The 17136-nt window shown below is 62.7% G+C and carries 29 protein-coding genes; all 29 read right to left on the bottom strand.

Going from position 1 to position 17136, the window contains the following annotated elements:
• Positions 1-639: histidinol-phosphate transaminase (locus Q7U29_RS17710; protein WP_304743638.1), on the bottom strand; the 639-nt coding region annotated here is incomplete at its 3' end.
• A gap of 275 nt (positions 640-914) precedes the next feature.
• The gene (gene rplQ / locus Q7U29_RS17715) at positions 915-1331 is read right to left on the bottom strand and encodes a 50S ribosomal protein L17 (protein WP_304743640.1); all 417 of its coding nucleotides are present in this window, start codon (positions 1329-1331) and stop codon (positions 915-917) included.
• 122 nt (positions 1332-1453) lie between these two features.
• Complete coding sequence (locus Q7U29_RS17720) at positions 1454-2485, bottom strand: DNA-directed RNA polymerase subunit alpha (RefSeq protein WP_304743642.1); 1032 nt, start codon at positions 2483-2485, stop codon at positions 1454-1456.
• Positions 2486-2597: 112 nt separating this feature from the next.
• A complete protein-coding gene (gene rpsK / locus Q7U29_RS17725) occupies positions 2598-2987 on the bottom strand; it encodes a 30S ribosomal protein S11 (RefSeq protein WP_007603045.1) in 390 nt (129 codons plus the stop codon).
• Positions 2988-3096: 109 nt separating this feature from the next.
• Positions 3097-3465, bottom strand: a complete 369-nt coding sequence (rpsM, locus tag Q7U29_RS17730) for a 30S ribosomal protein S13 (protein WP_304743644.1) — start codon at positions 3463-3465, stop codon at positions 3097-3099.
• Positions 3466-3646: 181 nt separating this feature from the next.
• Entirely contained in the window at positions 3647-4576 is a 930-nt protein-coding gene (locus tag Q7U29_RS17735) for an adenylate kinase (protein WP_304743646.1), read from the bottom strand.
• A gap of 113 nt (positions 4577-4689) precedes the next feature.
• Positions 4690-6021, bottom strand: a complete 1332-nt coding sequence (secY, locus tag Q7U29_RS17740) for a preprotein translocase subunit SecY (protein WP_304743647.1) — start codon at positions 6019-6021, stop codon at positions 4690-4692.
• 150 nt (positions 6022-6171) lie between these two features.
• A complete protein-coding gene (gene rplO, locus Q7U29_RS17745) occupies positions 6172-6660 on the bottom strand; it encodes a 50S ribosomal protein L15 (protein ID WP_304743649.1) in 489 nt (162 codons plus the stop codon).
• Positions 6661-6767: 107 nt separating this feature from the next.
• The gene (rpmD, locus tag Q7U29_RS17750) at positions 6768-6962 is read right to left on the bottom strand and encodes a 50S ribosomal protein L30 (RefSeq protein WP_304743651.1); all 195 of its coding nucleotides are present in this window, start codon (positions 6960-6962) and stop codon (positions 6768-6770) included.
• Between the two features lie 38 nt (positions 6963-7000).
• Entirely contained in the window at positions 7001-7573 is a 573-nt protein-coding gene (rpsE, locus tag Q7U29_RS17755) for a 30S ribosomal protein S5 (RefSeq protein WP_265083159.1), read from the bottom strand.
• A gap of 60 nt (positions 7574-7633) precedes the next feature.
• Entirely contained in the window at positions 7634-7996 is a 363-nt protein-coding gene (gene rplR, locus Q7U29_RS17760; protein ID WP_304743652.1) for a 50S ribosomal protein L18, read from the bottom strand.
• 11 nt (positions 7997-8007) lie between these two features.
• Positions 8008-8541, bottom strand: a complete 534-nt coding sequence (rplF, locus tag Q7U29_RS17765; protein ID WP_304743654.1) for a 50S ribosomal protein L6 — start codon at positions 8539-8541, stop codon at positions 8008-8010.
• Positions 8542-8554: 13 nt separating this feature from the next.
• The gene (gene rpsH, locus Q7U29_RS17770; RefSeq protein ID WP_291860755.1) at positions 8555-8953 is read right to left on the bottom strand and encodes a 30S ribosomal protein S8; all 399 of its coding nucleotides are present in this window, start codon (positions 8951-8953) and stop codon (positions 8555-8557) included.
• A gap of 14 nt (positions 8954-8967) precedes the next feature.
• Positions 8968-9273: a 30S ribosomal protein S14 gene (gene rpsN, locus Q7U29_RS17775; RefSeq protein WP_291860752.1), complete on the bottom strand. Its 306-nt coding sequence runs from the start codon at positions 9271-9273 to the stop codon at positions 8968-8970.
• 57 nt (positions 9274-9330) lie between these two features.
• Positions 9331-9888, bottom strand: a complete 558-nt coding sequence (gene rplE / locus Q7U29_RS17780; protein ID WP_304743655.1) for a 50S ribosomal protein L5 — start codon at positions 9886-9888, stop codon at positions 9331-9333.
• Positions 9881-10195 (bottom strand): 50S ribosomal protein L24, encoded by a 315-nt coding sequence (gene rplX, locus Q7U29_RS17785; protein ID WP_304743656.1) that lies wholly within the window; start codon positions 10193-10195, stop codon positions 9881-9883. Before rplX ends, rplE begins: the two co-directional genes overlap by 8 nt.
• Positions 10195-10563, bottom strand: a complete 369-nt coding sequence (gene rplN, locus Q7U29_RS17790; RefSeq protein WP_011158785.1) for a 50S ribosomal protein L14 — start codon at positions 10561-10563, stop codon at positions 10195-10197. Before rplN ends, rplX begins: the two co-directional genes overlap by 1 nt.
• A 78-nt stretch (positions 10564-10641) precedes the next feature.
• The gene (gene rpsQ / locus Q7U29_RS17795) at positions 10642-10890 is read right to left on the bottom strand and encodes a 30S ribosomal protein S17 (RefSeq protein WP_079571012.1); all 249 of its coding nucleotides are present in this window, start codon (positions 10888-10890) and stop codon (positions 10642-10644) included.
• 9 nt (positions 10891-10899) lie between these two features.
• Positions 10900-11106 (bottom strand): 50S ribosomal protein L29, encoded by a 207-nt coding sequence (rpmC, locus tag Q7U29_RS17800; RefSeq protein ID WP_304743658.1) that lies wholly within the window; start codon positions 11104-11106, stop codon positions 10900-10902.
• Positions 11107-11115: 9 nt separating this feature from the next.
• Positions 11116-11529, bottom strand: a complete 414-nt coding sequence (gene rplP, locus Q7U29_RS17805; protein WP_304743659.1) for a 50S ribosomal protein L16 — start codon at positions 11527-11529, stop codon at positions 11116-11118.
• Between the two features lie 31 nt (positions 11530-11560).
• Positions 11561-12259, bottom strand: coding sequence for a 30S ribosomal protein S3 (gene rpsC, locus Q7U29_RS17810; RefSeq protein ID WP_304743660.1), 699 nt, complete (start codon positions 12257-12259; stop codon positions 11561-11563).
• 21 nt (positions 12260-12280) lie between these two features.
• Positions 12281-12667 carry a 50S ribosomal protein L22 gene (rplV, locus tag Q7U29_RS17815; protein WP_215606213.1) on the bottom strand — a complete coding sequence of 129 codons (387 nt, stop codon included), beginning with the start codon at positions 12665-12667 and terminating at the stop codon, positions 12281-12283.
• A 10-nt stretch (positions 12668-12677) separates the two neighbouring features.
• Entirely contained in the window at positions 12678-12956 is a 279-nt protein-coding gene (rpsS, locus tag Q7U29_RS17820) for a 30S ribosomal protein S19 (protein WP_027536815.1), read from the bottom strand.
• A gap of 12 nt (positions 12957-12968) precedes the next feature.
• Positions 12969-13802 carry a 50S ribosomal protein L2 gene (gene rplB / locus Q7U29_RS17825; protein ID WP_304743662.1) on the bottom strand — a complete coding sequence of 278 codons (834 nt, stop codon included), beginning with the start codon at positions 13800-13802 and terminating at the stop codon, positions 12969-12971.
• 12 nt (positions 13803-13814) lie between these two features.
• A complete protein-coding gene (locus tag Q7U29_RS17830; protein WP_304743663.1) occupies positions 13815-14114 on the bottom strand; it encodes a 50S ribosomal protein L23 in 300 nt (99 codons plus the stop codon).
• Positions 14111-14731 (bottom strand): 50S ribosomal protein L4, encoded by a 621-nt coding sequence (rplD, locus tag Q7U29_RS17835; protein WP_304743665.1) that lies wholly within the window; start codon positions 14729-14731, stop codon positions 14111-14113. Before rplD ends, Q7U29_RS17830 begins: the two co-directional genes overlap by 4 nt.
• A 1-nt stretch (position 14732) precedes the next feature.
• Complete coding sequence (gene rplC / locus Q7U29_RS17840) at positions 14733-15467, bottom strand: 50S ribosomal protein L3 (RefSeq protein ID WP_304743667.1); 735 nt, start codon at positions 15465-15467, stop codon at positions 14733-14735.
• 52 nt (positions 15468-15519) lie between these two features.
• Positions 15520-15828: a 30S ribosomal protein S10 gene (gene rpsJ / locus Q7U29_RS17845; RefSeq protein ID WP_011473876.1), complete on the bottom strand. Its 309-nt coding sequence runs from the start codon at positions 15826-15828 to the stop codon at positions 15520-15522.
• A gap of 86 nt (positions 15829-15914) precedes the next feature.
• Positions 15915-17105, bottom strand: a complete 1191-nt coding sequence (gene tuf, locus Q7U29_RS17850) for an elongation factor Tu (RefSeq protein WP_304743669.1) — start codon at positions 17103-17105, stop codon at positions 15915-15917.
• Between the last annotated feature and the right edge of the window lie 31 nt (positions 17106-17136).

Genomic DNA, 17136 nt, shown 5'->3' on the forward strand with positions numbered 1-17136 from the left:
CGCCCGCGACTTGGACATGGTTTGAACGACCAGAAGGTTCGGGTGCGAGGCGACCAGCGGAATGGCGGTCTCGGCGCCGAAATCGACATAGGCCTCGTCGATGACCACGGGGGCGTCAGGATGTTGCTCCAGCAGGGTCGCGATCTCGGCCCGCGACAGCGCAACGCCGGTTGGCGCATTCGGATTGGGGATGATGATCGCGCCGGCCGGCCTGTGATAATCGGCGACGCGGATCTGCATCGCCTGATCGAGCGGCACGGCCTCGTAAGTAATGCCGAACAGGCGGCAATAGACCGGGTAGAAGCTGTAGGTGATGTCTGGGAACAGCAACGGCCCGTCATGCTTCAGCAGCCCGGCGAAGGCGTGCGCCAGCACCTCATCCGAGCCGTTGCCGACGAACACCTGTTCGGGCCGCACCCGGTGGTAGGTCGCCAGGGCAGCCCGCAGCGCTGATGCCTGCGGGTCCGGATACAGGCGCAGCGTATCGGCCGCCTCGCCGCGGATCGCTTCCAGCGCGCGCGGCGAAGGACCCAACGGGCTTTCATTGGTATTGAGCTTGACCAGATCCGCCATGCGGGGCTGCTCGCCCGGCACATAGGGCTGCAGGTCGTGCGTCAGGCTGCTCCAGAAACGGCTCATTTCTCAATCCAGATCGCTGTGATCCTACGTCGCGGCATCCATGCCTTCAAGCGAAGCCGGCCCCAACCCGATCTGCTCCCGCGCCGGCAAATAAAAAAGCGGCGCACCGAGCGCCGCTTCTTTCTTTCGTCGTCCCTGCGAACGCCGGGACCCATACCGCGTGATCTATCGTGTTAGCGTCGATGTTCGACGAATCGTGGCAACCACAACCGCCTGGGGTTATGGGTCCCTGCGCCGCGTGCGCAATTGCGCACTAGGCAGGGACGACAGCATCGTTACGCCGCTTCGGCGGACTTTTCCTGCACCGGACCGGAATCGAGGCCCTTGGCGTCGACGTCGCGGTCGACGAATTCGATCACGGCCATTGGCGCGTTGTCGCCGTAGCGGAAACCGGCCTTGATGATGCGGGTATAGCCGCCCTGGCGGTCCTTGTAGCGGGTCGCGATCACGTCGAACAGCTTGCGGACCTGGTCGAGGTCGCGCATCTCGGAGATCGCCTGGCGGCGCATCGAGAGGCCGCCCTTCTTGCCGAGCGTGACCAGCTTCTCGACGATCGGCCGCAGTTCCTTGGCCTTGGGCAGCGTGGTGACGATCTGCTCGTGCTTGATCAGCGCAGCGCACATGTTGGCGAACATCGCTTTGCGATGCTCGGCGGTGCGGTTGAGCTTCCGATGAACCTTGCCGTGACGCATGTTGAATTCCTCAATAACTATTCTGTCACGACGGCGCGTCGGACAATCTGCTCAGGTGGGCCGCCTGCGTTCGCCCGGGAGTCATTCCGGGGCGCGCGAAGCGCGAACCCGGAATGACGAAATCAGTAGTGGTCTTCGAAGCGCTTGGCCAACTCGTCGATATTCTCCGGCGGCCAGCCGGGCACTTCCATGCCGAGATGCAGACCCATCTGGGCCAGCACTTCCTTGATCTCGTTCAGCGACTTGCGGCCGAAGTTCGGGGTACGGAGCATCTCCGCTTCCGACTTCTGCACGAGGTCGCCGATGTAGACGATGTTGTCGTTCTTCAGGCAGTTCGCCGAACGCACCGACAGTTCGAGTTCGTCGACCTTCTTGAGGAACGCCGGGTTGAACGCGAGATCCGGAATGATCTCCTGCGCCACTTCCTTGCGGGGCTCTTCGAAGTTCACGAACACGTTGAGCTGATCCTGCAGGATGCGCGCGGCATAGGCCACCGCGTCATCGGGCGAGATCGCGCCGTTGGTCTCGATGGTCATGGTCAGCTTGTCGTAATCGAGGATCTGGCCCTCGCGGGTGTTCTCGACCTTGTAGGAGACCTTGCGGACCGGAGAGAACAGGCTGTCGACCGGGATCAGGCCGATCGGCGCGTCCTCGGGACGGTTGCGCTCGGCGGCGACGTAGCCCTTGCCGGCGGCGACCGTGAATTCCATGCGGATCTCGGCGCCTTCGTCCAGCGTGCAGATCTGCAGGTCGGGGTTGAGCACCACGACGTCGCCGACGGTCTGGATGTCGCCGGCGGTGACGACGCCCGGGCCCTGCTTCTTCACGACCATGCGCTTGGGGCCTTCGCCCTGCATCTTGATCGAGATGTCCTTGATGTTGAGTACGATGTCGGTGACGTCCTCGCGAACGCCCGCGATCGAGGAGAACTCGTGCAGCACGCCGTCGATGTGCACCGACTGCACCGCGGCGCCCTGCAGCGAGGACAGCAGGATGCGGCGCAGCGCATTGCCGAGGGTCTGGCCGAAGCCGCGCTCGAGGGGCTCGGCCACCAGCGTCGCGAAACGATTCGCGTCGGTGCCCGGCGTTACCTGAAGCTTGTTCGGCCGAATAAGTTCTTGCCAATTTTTCTGGATCGTCACTGTTTCACCCATGGGCCAATCGATATGCCGTCTACATCACTGGCGTTGGAGAACGCGGATCAGGCCGCGTCAAATACACTGCAAAGTTCATCGCGGGACGGCCATGCCGCCCGCGGTCGTCAAATCAGACGCGCCGGCGCTTGCGCGGACGGCAGCCATTGTGCGGGATCGTGGTCACGTCGCGGATCGATGTGACGGTGAAGCCCGCCGCCTGCAGCGCGCGAAGCGCCGATTCGCGGCCCGACCCCGGACCAGCAACTTCAACCTCCAGCGTGCGCATGCCGTGTTCCTGCGCCTTCTTGGAGACGTCTTCCGCCGCGACCTGCGCGGCGTAAGGGGTCGACTTGCGCGAGCCCTTGAAGCCCATCGTCCCGGCCGACGACCAGGCAATGGTGTTGCCCTGCGCGTCGGTGATGGTGATGGTCGTGTTGTTGAACGACGAGTTCACGTGCGCGACACCGGATGCAATGTTCTTGCGTTCACGGCGACGTACGCGGGTGGCTTCCTTGCCCATTCCAGAACCTTTCCTAAGATCTCAACGCCGCCGTAATGCCAGCGGCTACACCTGAAAAGCGAATAGCGAATAGAAACTATTCGCCATTCACCGTTCGCTATTCGCGAAATTACTTCTTCTTGCCGGCGATCGACTTGGCCGGCCCCTTGCGCGTGCGCGCGTTGGTGTGGGTGCGCTGGCCGCGCACCGGCAACCCGCGGCGATGACGCAGGCCGCGATAGCAGCCGAGATCCATCAGACGCTTGATGTTCATGCCGGTCTCGCGACGCAGGTCGCCTTCGACCAGATAATCGCGGTCGATCACTTCACGGATCTGCAGCACTTCCTGATCGCTCAGCTGATTGACGCGACGATCTTCGGCAATCTTGACCTTCTCGATGATCTCGGCGGCATTCTTCTGGCCGATACCATGGATGTACTGGAGCGCGATCAGGACGCGCTTGTTGGTCGGGATATTCACACCGGCAATACGGGCCACGCAGTCTCTCCTGTCGCCGATCCCTGGGACCGGCTGTGTTTTTAGCTATTCTGGGCGGGTGTCCACAAACGCGAACACGACGCCCGTCCCCTTGCTTGTCTCGGGGCCCGGCATCGTCTGGAAACAATCCGACTGGATACCGGGCTTATTAAAGGATTCAACTTGGTTTCGTCAACCGTCTCTAGCGTTTAGCTCGCCTTTTCGTGACCTTTTTGGCAGCTTTCCTGGCCTTGCCGGCGGCGCGGGCTTTGGAACTGGCCGGCGCCTTCCGGACAGCCTTTTTGGCCGCCTTGGAGGCCGTTTTCCCGGCCTTCCGGGAGGCTTTGGCGGCTTTCCTGGCAGCCCCGGCTCCCTTGGCTGCCGATTTGGCGGCTTTTCCGGCGGCCGGCTTGGCGGCTTTCTTGACGGCCTTCTTGGCACCGCGCTTCCTGGCGCCCTTCCCGGCTTCCGTTTTAGCCTCGGCTTTGGCCTTCCTGGCGGTTCGCTTGGCCGAATCCGCCTTCCTGGCGGCCTTGGCTTCCACCGCCCCTATCGCGGCAAGGATTCGGTTGATCTCGCGGGTCACCTCTTCGATGGGCATCATGCCATCGACCGTCAGAAGCTTGCGCTGCTCCGAATAGTAGTGAATCAGGGGCTCGGTCAGCGAACGGTAGCTCGTCAGCCGCTTCGCCAGCACTTCCGGCGTATCGTCGATTCGCACGTCCTCGCCCCGCGAGCGCATTTCTGCCACCCGCGTTTCGACCCGCTGCAGCAGCGCGCTCTCGTTGACGCGCAACTCCACCACGGCATCCAGCTCGATGCGCTTCTTCTTCAGGAGTTCATCGAGCGCCTCGGCCTGCGGCACCGTGCGCGGGAAGCCGTCGAGAATGAAACCTTTCGCCGCATCCGGCTGATCGAGACGATCGGAAATGATCCCGATCACGATCTCATCCGGCACCAGCCCGCCACTGGCCATGATGTCCCTGGCCTTGAGGCCTACCGCCGTCTCCGCCGCCACCGCGGCGCGCAGCATTTCACCGGTCGAGAGCTGGACGATGCCGTGCTTCTGAACCAGACGCAGTGCCTGGGTGCCCTTGCCCGCCCCCGGCGGCCCGAGAAGAATCAGTCTCATACGTATTCGCCCCCCGGCTCGGTGAGCGGCCCGCCGCGCACCTTCGTTTCAAAATCCAGCCCAGCGCCAACTACGATCAGCAGTGAAAGCGATGCAACGCGCGGCCTCGGACGTCAGCGGCGACGCCCCCTCAGCTTCGACTTTCTGATCAACCCTTCATACTGGTGGGCGAGCAGATAACCCTGCACCTGCGCCACCGTATCCATGGTCACGCTGACCACGATCAGGAGCGAGGTACCGCCGAAGTAGAACGGCACCGAGGCGTAGGAGATCAGGATTTCGGGGATCAGGCAGACGATCGCGAGATAGGCAGCGCCCAGGACCGTGACGCGCGACAGCACGTAGTCGATGTATTCGGCGGTGCGCTCGCCCGGCCGGATGCCAGGGATGAAGCCGCCATGCTTCTTGAGATTGTCGGCGGTCTCGGTCGGGTTGAACACGATCGCGGTGTAGAAGAACGCGAAGAACACGATCAGCCCAAGGTAACAGATCAGGAACAGCGGCCGGCCGTGGCTGAGCTGCGTGTTCAGCCACTGAAACCATTCCGGCCCGCTGCCGGCGTTGAAATTGGCAACCGTGGTCGGCAGCAACAGCAGCGAGGACGCGAAGATCGGCGGAATCACGCCGGAGGTATTGAGCTTGAGCGGCAGATGCGAGGACTGGCCCTCGAACATCTTGTTGCCGACCTGGCGCTTCGGATACTGGATCAGGAGCCGCCGTTGCGCGCGCTCCATGAACACGATGAAGGCGATCACCACCACCGACATGATGATGACGATCAGGATGAGCGGGGTGGACAGCGCGCCCTGACGTCCCAGTTCCAGCATGCTGGCGAGCGCCGAGGGCAATTCCGCGACGATGCCGGCCAGAATGATCAGCGAGATGCCGTTGCCGATGCCGCGCGAGGTGATCTGCTCACCGAGCCACATCAGGAACATGGTGCCGCCGGTCAGCGTAACCGAGGTTGAGATCAGGAAGAACATGCCAGGTTCGCTGACGACATTGCCGGCGCCCTGCAGGCCGATGGCGATGCCGTAGGACTGGAACGCGGCCAGGATCACCGTGAGATAGCGGGTGTACTGGTTGAGCGTCTTGCGGCCGGCCTCGCCTTCCTTCTTCAGGGCTTCGAGCTTCGGCGATACCGTGGTCAACAGCTGGATGATGATCGATGCCGAGATGTACGGCATGATGTTCAGCGCAAAGATCGCCATGCGGTTGATGCCGCCGCCGGCGAACATGTTGAACATGCCGAGGATACCGCCGGCCTGCGACTTGAACACCTGCTCCCAGATGGCGGGATCGATGCCGGGCAGCGGGATGTAGGTGCCGAGCCGATAAACGAGCAGCGCACCCAGTGTGAACCAGATGCGCTTCTTCAGTTCTTCGGCTTTGCCGAGCGCCGAGAAGTTAAGGTTTGCCGCAAGTTGTTCTGCTGCTGAGACCATGTTTGGCTTTCTCCCGCGCCCCGTATGCCGTCATCCCTCCAAAGGTAGGACATTCAGCAGACGCCGGACATCAATTTGGTGCTCGGCTTTCGAAAAATCTACCGTCTCGGCATGCCGGACCGCCCGCTGGCGCGGGCGATGACGCAGATGTTACGCCGCCTCGCCTTCGTCCTTCTTTGCCGGCGCCAGGATTTTCACCGTGCCGCCCGCCTTCTCGATCGCCGCGATGGCCGTCTTCGAAGCACCGTGAACCTCGATGTTCAGCTTGGCCTTGATTTCGCCGCGGCCGAGCAGCCGCATGCCGGCCTTGGGGCGCCGCACGACCTTGGCCTTGACCAGCGATTCGACCGTAATGGTCTCGTTGACGTCGATCAGCTTGGCGTCGATCGCGTCCTGCAACCGGTCGAGATTGATCTCGGCGAAATCGAGCCGGAAGATGTTGTTGAAGCCGCGCTTCGGCAGGCGGCGATGGATCGGCATCTGGCCGCCTTCGAAGCCCTTGATGCGCACGCCCGAACGCGCGGTTTGGCCCTTGCCGCCGCGGCCCGCAGTCTTGCCCTTGCCTGAACCGATGCCCCGCCCGACCCGCATGCGCGCTTTGCGCGAGCCGTTTTTGTCGGCGATATCATTGAGCTTCATCGTTCGCTTCCTTCTTCCGTTCCATCGTCCTGAGGCGTGTCAGCTTCGAAGGGCGATGGTTGTCATCCCTCGGAGGCCACTACCCGGCCTCCTCGAGACGACGTGAACTATTTCCCGTCGACGACGCGGACGAGATGCTGGACCTTGGCGATCATGCCGCGAACGGCAGGAGTGTCCTCCAGCTCGGTGACCCGGCCGATCTTGTTGAGGTTGAGGCCGATCAGCGTCGCGCGCTGCGAGTGATGGCGGCGGATCGCGCTGCCGGTCTGCTCGACCTTGATCATCTTTGCGGCCTTGGCCATGACAATAACTCCGAAAATCGCGTCAGACGCGCGTGTTGTTATTCGGCGACCACTTCGGCGTCGCCACCGACACGGCGCGACTGCAGCGTGGACACCTTGATGTTGCGGCGCGCCGCAACCGAACGCGGCGAATCCTGATGCTTCAGCGCGTCGAAGGTGGCACGAACCATGTTGTAGGGGTTCGACGAACCGATCGACTTCGCCACCACGTCCTGGACGCCGAGGCTCTCGAACACCGCGCGCATCGGACCGCCCGCGATGATGCCGGTACCCGCCGGAGCCGCGCGCAGATAGACCCTGCCCGCGCCGTGACGGCCGGCGATGTCGTGGTGCAGCGTGCGACCTTCGCGCAATGCGACGCGCGTCAGGTTGCGCTTGGCCGACTCGGTCGCCTTGCGGATCGCCTCGGGAACTTCGCGCGCCTTGCCGTGGCCGAATCCGACCCGGCCCTTTTGGTCGCCGATCACGACCAGCGCCGCAAAACCGAAGCGCTTGCCGCCCTTGACGACCTTCGCCACACGATTGATGTGGACGAGCTTGTCGACGAATTCGCTGTCACGCTCTTCCCGGCCGCCCCTGTGGCCGCCACCGCGCTCGCGTTCACCTGCCATGGTGTTTTCCAATCCTTAAGAGGCTTGCGCCCCCGACCTTGTGTCCGTTCAAACCAATTCTTAGAAGCTCAAGCCGCTTTCACGCGCCGCATCCGCGAGCGCCTTGACGCGACCGTGATAGAGGTACCCGCCGCGGTCGAACACCACCTCGGTGACGCCGTTCTTCACAGCGCGTTCCGCCAGCAGCTTGCCGACGGCCTTCGCCGCGTCGATGTTGGCGCCGGTGTTGCCGCCCTCGCGCATCGTCTTCTCCAGCGAAGAAGCCGACGCCAGCGTCTCGCCCTTCAGGTCGTCGATGACCTGCGCGTAGATGTGCTTCGACGAGCGGAACACCGACAGCCGCGGGCGGCCGTTGGCGGTACAGCGCAGCGACAGCCGCACGCGCTTCTTGCGCCGGTCGTTCGTGATCTTGAGTCTCGACATGGCCGGCTCCGTTACTTCTTCTTGCCTTCCTTGCGGAAGATAAACTCGTTGGAATACTTCACACCCTTGCCCTTGTAGGGCTCCGGCGGCCGATAGCTGCGAATCTCGGCGGCGACCTGACCGACGCGCTGGGAATCGTTGCCGGCAATGATGATCTCGGTCGGCTTCGGCACCGTGATGGCAATGCCTTCCGGGATCGCATAGACGACGTCATGGCTGTAGCCGAGCGCGAGCTGCAGGTTCTTGCCCTGCAGCGCGGCGCGATAGCCGACGCCGGTGATCTCGAGCTTCTTCTCGAAACCCTTGGTGACGCCCTCGACCAGGTTGGCGACCTGGGCGCGCGCGGTGCCGTACATGGCCTGCGCCCGGTTGGTCTTGATCCTGGGCGCGACCTTGACTTCGCCGTTCTCGAACTTCACTTCGACGTCGTCGTGCACGATGAACTGAAGCTGGCCCTTCGGCCCCTTCATCTTGACGGTCTGGCCTTCGACGGTCGCGGTAACACCCGACGGAACCGTCACAGGCTTCTTGCCGATACGTGACATAGTGATTCCTTCCTCAGAACACCGTGAAGAGAATTTCGCCGCCCACGTTCGCTTCACGCGCTTCGTGGTCAGCCATGATTCCCTTCGGCGTCGATAACACGGAAATGCCGAGACCGTTGTTGACGCGCGGCAGGTTCTTGACCGAGGCATAAACACGCCGCCCCGGCTTCGATACCCGCTCGATTTCGCGAATGACCGGCTCGCCATCGAAATACTTCAGCTCGATCTCGAGCTCGCTGCGGCCGGACGCGTGCTCGACGCTGGCGTAGCCGCGGATGTAGCCCTCGCTCTTGAGGACCTCGAGCACGTTGGCGCGCATCTTCGAGCCCGGGGTCGAGACCTTGGGCTTGGCGCGCATCTGTGCGTTGCGGATGCGGGTGATGAGATCGCTGATCGGATCGTGCGTTGACATTGTTCCGACCCCCCTTACCAGCTCGACTTCACGAGCCCGGGAACCAGGCCCTTGGACCCGAGTTCACGCAGCGCGATGCGGCTGAGCTTGTTCTTGCGATAGACCGAGCGAGGACGGCCGGTCATTTCGCAGCGATTGCGGATCCGGGTCGCCGACGAATTACGCGGCATCTCGGCGAGCTTCAGCGTCGCTGCGAAGCGCTCTTCCATCGGCTTCTTCTTGTCGGCGATGATGGCCTTGAGCTTCGCGCGCCGGGGCGCTGCGTTCTTGGTCATCCGCTTGCGGCGGTTGTTCTTCTCGATCGAACTTTTCTTTGCCATGCTTGGCTCCTGGGTTTCCGCGTTTGAGAGGCAGATAGCTCTAAGGCTGTCAGCGTCTCACTGCCGGAACGGGAAATTGAATGCGGTCAACAAGGCACGCGCTTCGTCGTCGGTCGGCGCCGTGGTGCACACCGTGACGTCCATGCCCCATGTCTCCCCCATCTTGTCGAAGTCGATTTCGGGGAAAATGATGTGTTCCTTGATGCCGAGCGAGTAGTTGCCGCGGCCATCGAAGCTCTTCGGGTTGAGGCCACGGAAATCCCGCACGCGCGGCAACGCCACGTTGATCAGGCGGTCGATGAACTCGTACATCTTGGCCTTGCGCAGCGTGACCTTGGCGCCGATCGGCTGGTTTTCACGCAGCTTGAAGGTCGCGATGGCGACGCGCGAATAGGTCACGACCGGCTTCTGGCCGGCGATCAGCGCGAGATCGGCGGCTGCCAACTCGGCCTTCTTGCGGTCGTTGACCGCCTCGCCGATGCCCATGTTGAGCACGACCTTGTCCAGGCGCGGCACCTGCATGACGTTGGCATAGCCGAACTGCTCGGTCAGCTTGCCGCGGATTTCCTTGTCGAACTGTTCGCGTAAACGCGGAACGTAAGCGGTCTCAGCCATCGATCTCTGCTCCTGAGCTCTTGGCAACACGTACCTTCTTGCCATCGGCCTGAATCTTGAAGCCCACGCGGGTCGGCTTGCCGTCCTTGCCGACGATCGCGATGTTGGACAGGTGGATCGGCGACTCCTTCTGGATGATGCCGCCCTCCTGGGCCTGGGTCTGCTTCTGGTGACGCTTGATCATGTTGACGCCGCGCACCAGCGCCTTGTTGGCGTCGGGACGCACCTCGAACACCTCGCCGGTGCGGCCCTTGTCGCGGCCGCTCAGCACGATGACCTTGTCGCCCTTCCGGATCTTGGCAGCCATCACAGCACCTCCGGCGCGAGCGAAATGATCTTCATGTGGTTCTTGGCGCGCAGCTCGCGCGGCACCGGCCCGAAGATGCGGGTGCCGATCGGCTCGGACTGATTGTTGATCAGCACGGCGGCGTTGCGGTCGAAGCGGATGACGGAGCCATCGGCGCGGCGGATGTCCTTGCGGACCCGCACCACGACAGCCTTCATCACGTCCCCCTTCTTCACCTTGCCGCGCGGAATTGCTTCCTTGATCGACACGACAATAACGTCACCCACGGTGGCATAGCGGCGCTTGGAGCCCCCAATCACCTTGATGCACATGACACGGCGTGCGCCGGAATTATCGGCCACGTCGAGGTTGGTCTGCATCTGAATCATTGATGCACCTCGTCCTCTTTCTGATGCGCTTATCCGCGCTTAAAATTTTCCTGAAGTCTTGCGGCCAGGCCGCTGAACTCAGGCCGTTTTCTTCTGTTCACCCCGGACCACGGTCCAGCGCTTCAACTTCGAGATCGGCTTGCTCTCCTCGATCCACACCTGGTCGCCCGGCTTGAACTCGTTGTTCTCGTCGTGCGCGTGGTAATTTTTCGAGCGGCGAATCGTCTTCTTGTAGATCGGATGGGTAAAGCGCCGATCGACGCGCACCACAACCGTCTTGGCTTGCTTGTCGCTGACGACCACACCCTGAAGCGTACGTTTCGGCATGTCGGCCCCTTACTTCTTCGCGTCGCGCTTCTGCGCGGCGATGGTCTTGATACGGGCGATGTCGCGGCGGGCTTCACGCAGCCGCGAGGTGTTCTCCAGCTGCCCGGTGGCGCGCTGGAAGCGCAGGTTGAAGCGCTCCTTCTTCAGATTGAGGACGGCGTCGTCCATCTGATCGGGGCTCATCGCACGAACATCGGCGGTTTTCATCTCGGCCATGATCACATCCTATTCCGCAATGCGCGCGACGAAGCGCGTCTTGATCGGCAGTTTGGCGGCGGCCAGCGACAACGCTTCTTTCGCGGTCTGGATGGTGACGCCGTCGATCTCGAAAATCAGCCGGCCGGGCTTCACCCTGGCGACCCACAATTCCGGAGTACCCTTGCCCGAGCCCATGCGGACTTCGGCGGGCTTCTTCGACACCGGCACGTCCGGGAAGATACGGATCCAGACCCGGCCCGCACGCTTCATGTGACGGGTCAGCGCGCGGCGCGCGGCTTCGATCTGACGGGCGGTGATGCGCTCGGGCGCCATCGCCTTCAGGCCGAACTGGCCGAACGACAACGTCGCGCCAGAGGTCGCAACGCCGTGGATACGGCCCTTATGCGCCTTCCGGAACTTCGTCTTCTTTGGTTGCATCATGGCTTACGCCCTCAAACCTTCTCTATTGCGCTCAAGCAGCGTCGCGACGCGGCCGCGAATTGTCGCCCTCGGCCATTTTCTTGTCCTGGGCCATCGGGTCGTGCTCAAGGATTTCGCCCTTGAAGATCCAGACCTTGACGCCGCAGGTGCCGAACGTGGTGAATGCGGTCGCGACGCCGTAGTCGATGTCGGCGCGCAGCGTGTGCAGCGGCACCCGGCCCTCGCGATACCATTCCATGCGGGCGATTTCGGCGCCGCCGAGACGGCCCGAGCAGTTGATACGAATGCCCTCGGCACCGAGGCGCATCGCCGACTGCACGGCACGCTTCATGGCACGGCGGAACGCGACGCGGCGCTCGAGCTGCTGGGCGATCGATTCGGCAACCAGGGTGGCATCGAGTTCCGGCTTGCGGATTTCGACGATGTTGATGACGACGTCGGAGGCGGTGATGTCGGCAACCCGCTTGCGCAGCTTGTCGATGTCGGCGCCCTTCTTGCCGATCACGACACCGGGACGCGCCGAATGGATCGTCACGCGGCACTTCTTGTGCGGGCGCTCGATCACAATCCGGGCGACGGCCGCCTGCTTGAGCTCCTTGTGCAGGATCTCGCGGATCTTGACATCCTCGTGCAGCAGCTTGCCGTACTCGTTCTTGCCGGCGAACCAACGGGAATCCCACGTCCGGTTGATGCCGAGACGAAGTCCGATTGGATTGATTTTCTGACCCATCGTTCTCTCCTGCGCCCGCTCTTAAGCGCTAGCCTCGGCCTCGACCTGACGAACGACGATCGTCAGCTGCGAGAACGGTTTGAAAATACGGCCCGAACGGCCACGGCCGCGCGGTGCGAAACGCTTCATGACGATGCCGTTGCCGACATGCGCCTCGGCGACGATCAGATCGTCGACCTCGAGATCGTGATTGTTCTCGGCGTTTGCGATCGCCGATTCCAGGCACTTCTTGACGTCGACCGCGATCCGCTTGCGCGAGAACTGCAGGTCGGCGAGCGCCGCCGAAGCCTTCCTGCCGCGGATCAGTTGCGCGACGAGATTCAGCTTCTGCGGGCTCACCCGCAGCATTCGGGCGATCGCCTTGGCCTCGTTATCCGGGAGGCTCCGTTCGCGCTTAGGTTTGCTCATCGCTCAGTCCTCAAGCCTTCTTGGCTTTCTTGTCGCCAGAATGGCCGTGGAAGGTCCGGGTCGGCGAGAACTCGCCGAACTTGTGGCCCACCATTTCCTCGTTAACCGATACCGGCACATGCTTCTGGCCGTTGTAGACGCCGAAAACCAGGCCGACGAACTGCGGCAGGATGGTCGAGCGGCGGCTCCAGATCTTGATCACGTCATGACGGCCTGACGCTCGCGCGGCATCTGCCTTCTTGAGCAGAGAGCCTTCGACGAACGGGCCTTTCCAGACTGAACGAACCATGTCCGGCGTTCCTTACTTCTTCCGCTTGTGGCGGCTGATGAGAATGAATCGATTGGTCGACTTGTTCGAGCGGGTCTTCTTGCCCTTGGTCGGCTTGCCCCACGGCGTCACCGGGTGGCGGCCGCCCGAGGTGCGGCCTTCGCCGCCGCCGTGCGGATGGTCGACCGGGTTCATGGAGACGCCGCGGTTATGCGGCTTGCGGCCGAGCCAGCGGTTACGACCGGCCTTGCCGATCGAGATGTTCATGTGGTCCGGGTTCGACACCGCACCGATGGTGCCGGTGCAGCGGCCGTGGACCAGGCGCTGTTCGCCCGAATTCAGGCGCACGATGACGTAATCGTGGTCGCGGCCGACCAGCTGGGCGTAGGTGCCGGCCGAACGGGCGATCTGGCCACCCTTGCCGATCTTCAGTTCGACATTATGCACGATGGTGCCGATCGGCATGTTGCCGAGCGGCATGACGTTGCCCGGCTTCACGTCGACATAGTTGCCGGCGATCACGGTATCGCCGACCGCGAGACGCTGCGGGGCAAGAATGTAGGCCTGGGTGCCGTCGGTATACTTGATCAGCGCGATGAACGCGGTGCGGTTCGGATCGTATTCCAGCCGCTCGACGGTCGCGGGCATGTCGAGCTTGGTGCGCTTGAAGTCGACGATACGGTAGGTCTGCTTGTGACCGCCCCCGCGAAAACGCACGACCATGCGACCGGTGTTGTTGCGGCCGCCCGAGGAATGCTTGCCCTCGGTCAGCGCCTTTACCGGCTTGCCCTTGTAGAGCGCCGAACGATCGACCAGCACCAGCTGGCGCTGGCCCGGTGTCGTCGGATTGTATTTTTTCAATGCCATCGTCGTATCGCCTTATAGACCGGTGGTAACGTCGATGCGGTGGCCCTCTTCAAGGGTCACGATCGCACGCTTCACGTCCGACTGCGAACCGAAGGTGCCACGGAAGACCTTGGTCTTGCCCTTGCGCACCAGCGTGTTCACGCTCTTGACCTTGACGTCGAACAGCTTCTCGACGGCTTCCTTGATTTGCGGCTTGGTCGCCTTGCTGGCGACCTTGAACACAACCTTGTTGTGCTCGGACGCCATCGTCGCCTTTTCGGTCACGACCGGGGAAACGATGATGTCGTAATGGCGCGGATCGATATTCTTCATTTGAAGCGCGCCTCCAACGCATCGAGCGCCGCCTTGGTCAGGACCAGCTTGTGGCGTCGCAGAATGTCATAGACGTTGATGCCCTGGATCGGCAGCACGTCGATGTTCGGAATGTTGCGGGCCGCCGCGGCGAAACCGTTGTGAACCTCGGCGCCATCGATGATCAGAGCGTTGGTGAGGCCGAGACCGGAGAAATGTCCGACCAGCGCCTTGGTCTTGGCAGCTTCCAGCACCGCCGACTCGATCACGATCAGGCCACCGTCCTTGACCTTGGCGGACAGCGCATGGCGCAGCGCCAGGGCGCGTACCTTCTTCGGCAGATCGAAGGCATGCGAGCGAACCACCGGACCGAACGCACGGCCACCGCCGCGGAACTGCGGCACCCGGGCCGAGCCGTGACGCGCACCGCCGGTGCCCTTCTGCTTGTACATCTTCTTGCCGGTGCGCCAGACGTCGGCGCGACCTTGCGTCTTGTGGGTGCCGGCCTGACGTTTGGCGAGTTGCCAGTTGACGCAGCGCTGGATGATGTCCTTGCGCGGCTCGAGGCCGAAAATGGCGTCCGACAGCTGAACCGAACCAGCCGCCTTGCCCTCAAGGGTCGTGACTTTCAATTCCATCTCACACGCCCTCCTGCTCGGCCGGCGCTTCGGCTGCGGGAGCCTGTTCGCCGCCACCGTCGGCCAGGCGGAACTTGCCCGGCTTCGGCGCGTCTTTCGGCAACGCCTTCTTCACGGCATCGCGAACCGCGATCCAGCCGCCCTTGGAACCGGGAACGGCGCCTTCGACGAGGATCAGGCCGCGCGCCACGTCGGTCTGCACGACGCGCAGATTAAGCGTGGTGATGCGATCGACACCCATGTGACCGGGCATCTTCTTGTTCTTGAACGTCTTGCCGGGATCCTGGCGTCCACCGGTCGAACCGATCGAACGATGCGAGACCGAGACGCCGTGGGTGGCGCGCAAGCCGCCGAAATTCCAGCGCTTGATACCGCCGGCAAAACCCTTGCCGACCGAGGTGCCGGTGACGTCGACGAACTGGCCGACCACGAAATGGTCCGCCTGAATTTCGGCGCCGACCGGGATCAGCGCGTCTTCCGACACGCGGAACTCGGTGACCTTGCGCTTGGGTTCGACCTTGGCGACCGCGAACTGGCCGCGTTCCGCCTTCGGCAGATACACGGTCTTGCGGGTGCCCGAGCCGAGCTGCAGCGCGACATAACCGTTCTTTTCGGTCGTGCGGTGACCCAAAACCTGGCAATTGCCCAGCTTCAGCACGGTCACGGGGATATGTTCGCCGGTCTCCGTAAAGACCCGCGTCATTCCGACCTTTTGTGCGATCACTCCGGAGCGCATCGGCGTGCTTCCTGTTCTTTCTGTCCGCTAGATTCGGACGGGATCCAAAAAATCAGAGCTTGATTTCGACGTCGACGCCGGCGGCCAGGTCGAGCTTCATCAAGGCATCGACGGTCTGCGGGGTCGGATCGACAATGTCGAGAAGACGCTTGTGCGTGCGCATCTCGAATTGCTCACGGCTCTTCTTGTCGACGTGCGGCGAACGGTTGACGGTGAACTTCTCGATGCGGGTGGGCAGCGGAATGGGTCCGCGAACCTGTGCACCGGTCCGTTTCGCCGTGTTCACGATCTCACGCGTCGACGAATCGAGAATTCGATGGTCGAACGCCTTGAGACGGATGCGGATATTCTGGCCGTTCATTGCCGATGTCTTTCTTTGTCGTCTTCTTTGCGATGGTGGGAAGCGAACAGCGGATGATCATCCGCCGCTCGCCATTCCCTGTTCGCTTACTCGATGATGCTTGCGACGACGCCGGCACCGACGGTGCGGCCACCTTCGCGGATCGCGAAGCGCAGCTTTTCTTCCATCGCGATCGGCACGATCAGGTGCACTTCCATCGCGATGTTGTCACCCGGCATCACCATTTCGGTGCCTTCGGGCAGATGCACGACACCGGTCACGTCGGTGGTGCGGAAGTAGAACTGCGGCCGGTAGTTGGTGAAGAACGGGGTATGACGACCGCCCTCCTCCTTGGTCAGAATGTAGGCTTCGGCCTTGAACTTGGTGTGCGGCTTGACCGAACCCGGCTTGCACAGCACCTGACCGCGCTCGACTTCCTCGCGCTTGGTACCGCGCAGCAGCGCGCCGATGTTGTCGCCGGCCTGGCCCTGGTCGAGCAGCTTGCGGAACATCTCGACGCCGGTGACGATGGTCTTCTGGGTATCGCGCAGACCGACGATCTCGATTTCCTCGCCGACCTTGACGATGCCGCGCTCGACGCGGCCGGTCACCACGGTGCCGCGGCCCGAGATCGAGAACACGTCTTCGACCGGCATCAGGAACGGCTGATCGATCGGACGCTCCGGCTGCGGGATGTAGGCGTCGACCGCCTTCATCAGTTCCAGGATCGCGTCGTGGCCGAGCTTCTTGTCCTTGTCTTCAAGCGCGGCGAGCGCCGAACCCTTGATGATCGGAATGTCGTCGCCCGGGAAATCGTACTTCGAAAGCAGTTCGCGGACTTCCATCTCGACGAGCTCGAGCAGTTCCGGATCGTCCACCATGTCGCACTTGTTGAGGAACACGACCATCGCGGGAACGCCGACCTGCTTGGCCAGCAGGATGTGCTCGCGGGTCTGCGGCATCGGGCCGTCGGCCGCGGACACCACCAGGATCGCGCCGTCCATCTGCGCGGCACCCGTGATCATGTTCTTGACGTAGTCGGCGTGGCCCGGACAATCGACGTGGGCGTAGTGGCGGTTGCCGGTCTCGTACTCGACGTGTGCGGTCGAGATCGTGATGCCGCGCGCCTTCTCTTCCGGCGCCTTGTCGATCTGGTCGTACGCGGTGAACGTCGCACCGCCGGTCTCCGCCAGCACCTTGGTGATCGCCGCCGTCAGCGACGTCTTGCCGTGGTCGACGTGACCGATGGTGCCGATGTTGCAATGCGGTTTATTACGTTCAAACTTAGCTTTGGCCATTTGACTCTCCGTTCAATCGTTAACTGCCGTC

This window comes from Bradyrhizobium sp., assembly GCF_030654605.1.
In the GTDB taxonomy this organism is placed as follows: domain Bacteria; phylum Pseudomonadota; class Alphaproteobacteria; order Rhizobiales; family Xanthobacteraceae; genus Bradyrhizobium.

Coding starts and splice junctions, on each gene's coding strand:
- rplX (WP_304743656.1), bottom strand. CDS start 10,195: ATGGCTGCCAAGATCCGGAAGGGCGACAAGGTCATCGTGCTGAGCGGC.
- rpsQ (WP_079571012.1), bottom strand. CDS start 10,890: ATGCCGAAACGTACGCTTCAGGGTGTGGTCGTCAGCGACAAGCAAGCC.
- rpmC (WP_304743658.1), bottom strand. CDS start 11,106: ATGGCCGAGATGAAAACCGCCGATGTTCGTGCGATGAGCCCCGATCAG.
- rplD (WP_304743665.1), bottom strand. CDS start 14,731: ATGGAATTGAAAGTCACGACCCTTGAGGGCAAGGCGGCTGGTTCGGTT.
- rplN (WP_011158785.1), bottom strand. CDS start 10,563: ATGATTCAGATGCAGACCAACCTCGACGTGGCCGATAATTCCGGCGCA.
- tuf (WP_304743669.1), bottom strand. CDS start 17,105: ATGGCCAAAGCTAAGTTTGAACGTAATAAACCGCATTGCAACATCGGC.
- rplV (WP_215606213.1), bottom strand. CDS start 12,667: ATGAGCAAACCTAAGCGCGAACGGAGCCTCCCGGATAACGAGGCCAAG.
- rpsJ (WP_011473876.1), bottom strand. CDS start 15,828: ATGAACGGCCAGAATATCCGCATCCGTCTCAAGGCGTTCGACCATCGA.
- rplF (WP_304743654.1), bottom strand. CDS start 8,541: ATGTCACGTATCGGCAAGAAGCCTGTGACGGTTCCGTCGGGTGTTACC.
- Q7U29_RS17735 (WP_304743646.1), bottom strand. CDS start 4,576: ATGAGACTGATTCTTCTCGGGCCGCCGGGGGCGGGCAAGGGCACCCAG.
- rplP (WP_304743659.1), bottom strand. CDS start 11,529: ATGATGCAACCAAAGAAGACGAAGTTCCGGAAGGCGCATAAGGGCCGT.
- rplC (WP_304743667.1), bottom strand. CDS start 15,467: ATGCGCTCCGGAGTGATCGCACAAAAGGTCGGAATGACGCGGGTCTTT.
- secY (WP_304743647.1), bottom strand. CDS start 6,021: ATGGTCTCAGCAGCAGAACAACTTGCGGCAAACCTTAACTTCTCGGCG.
- rpsC (WP_304743660.1), bottom strand. CDS start 12,259: ATGGGTCAGAAAATCAATCCAATCGGACTTCGTCTCGGCATCAACCGG.
- rplR (WP_304743652.1), bottom strand. CDS start 7,996: ATGTCGAGACTCAAGATCACGAACGACCGGCGCAAGAAGCGCGTGCGG.
- rpsN (WP_291860752.1), bottom strand. CDS start 9,273: ATGGCAAAGAAAAGTTCGATCGAGAAGAACAACCGCCGCAAGCGGATG.
- rplB (WP_304743662.1), bottom strand. CDS start 13,802: ATGGCATTGAAAAAATACAATCCGACGACACCGGGCCAGCGCCAGCTG.
- rplQ (WP_304743640.1), bottom strand. CDS start 1,331: ATGCGTCACGGCAAGGTTCATCGGAAGCTCAACCGCACCGCCGAGCAT.
- rpsK (WP_007603045.1), bottom strand. CDS start 2,987: ATGGGCAAGGAAGCCACCCGCGTACGTCGCCGTGAACGCAAGAACATT.
- rplE (WP_304743655.1), bottom strand. CDS start 9,888: ATGGCTGAGACCGCTTACGTTCCGCGTTTACGCGAACAGTTCGACAAG.
- rpsS (WP_027536815.1), bottom strand. CDS start 12,956: ATGGTTCGTTCAGTCTGGAAAGGCCCGTTCGTCGAAGGCTCTCTGCTC.
- Q7U29_RS17830 (WP_304743663.1), bottom strand. CDS start 14,114: ATGAAGAATATCGATCCGCGCCATTACGACATCATCGTTTCCCCGGTC.
- Q7U29_RS17720 (WP_304743642.1), bottom strand. CDS start 2,485: ATGGGTGAAACAGTGACGATCCAGAAAAATTGGCAAGAACTTATTCGG.
- rpsE (WP_265083159.1), bottom strand. CDS start 7,573: ATGGCAGGTGAACGCGAGCGCGGTGGCGGCCACAGGGGCGGCCGGGAA.
- rplO (WP_304743649.1), bottom strand. CDS start 6,660: ATGAAGCTCAATGATATCGCCGACAAAAACGGCTCGCGCAAAGCGCGC.
- rpmD (WP_304743651.1), bottom strand. CDS start 6,962: ATGGCCAAGGCCGCAAAGATGATCAAGGTCGAGCAGACCGGCAGCGCG.
- rpsH (WP_291860755.1), bottom strand. CDS start 8,953: ATGTCAACGCACGATCCGATCAGCGATCTCATCACCCGCATCCGCAAC.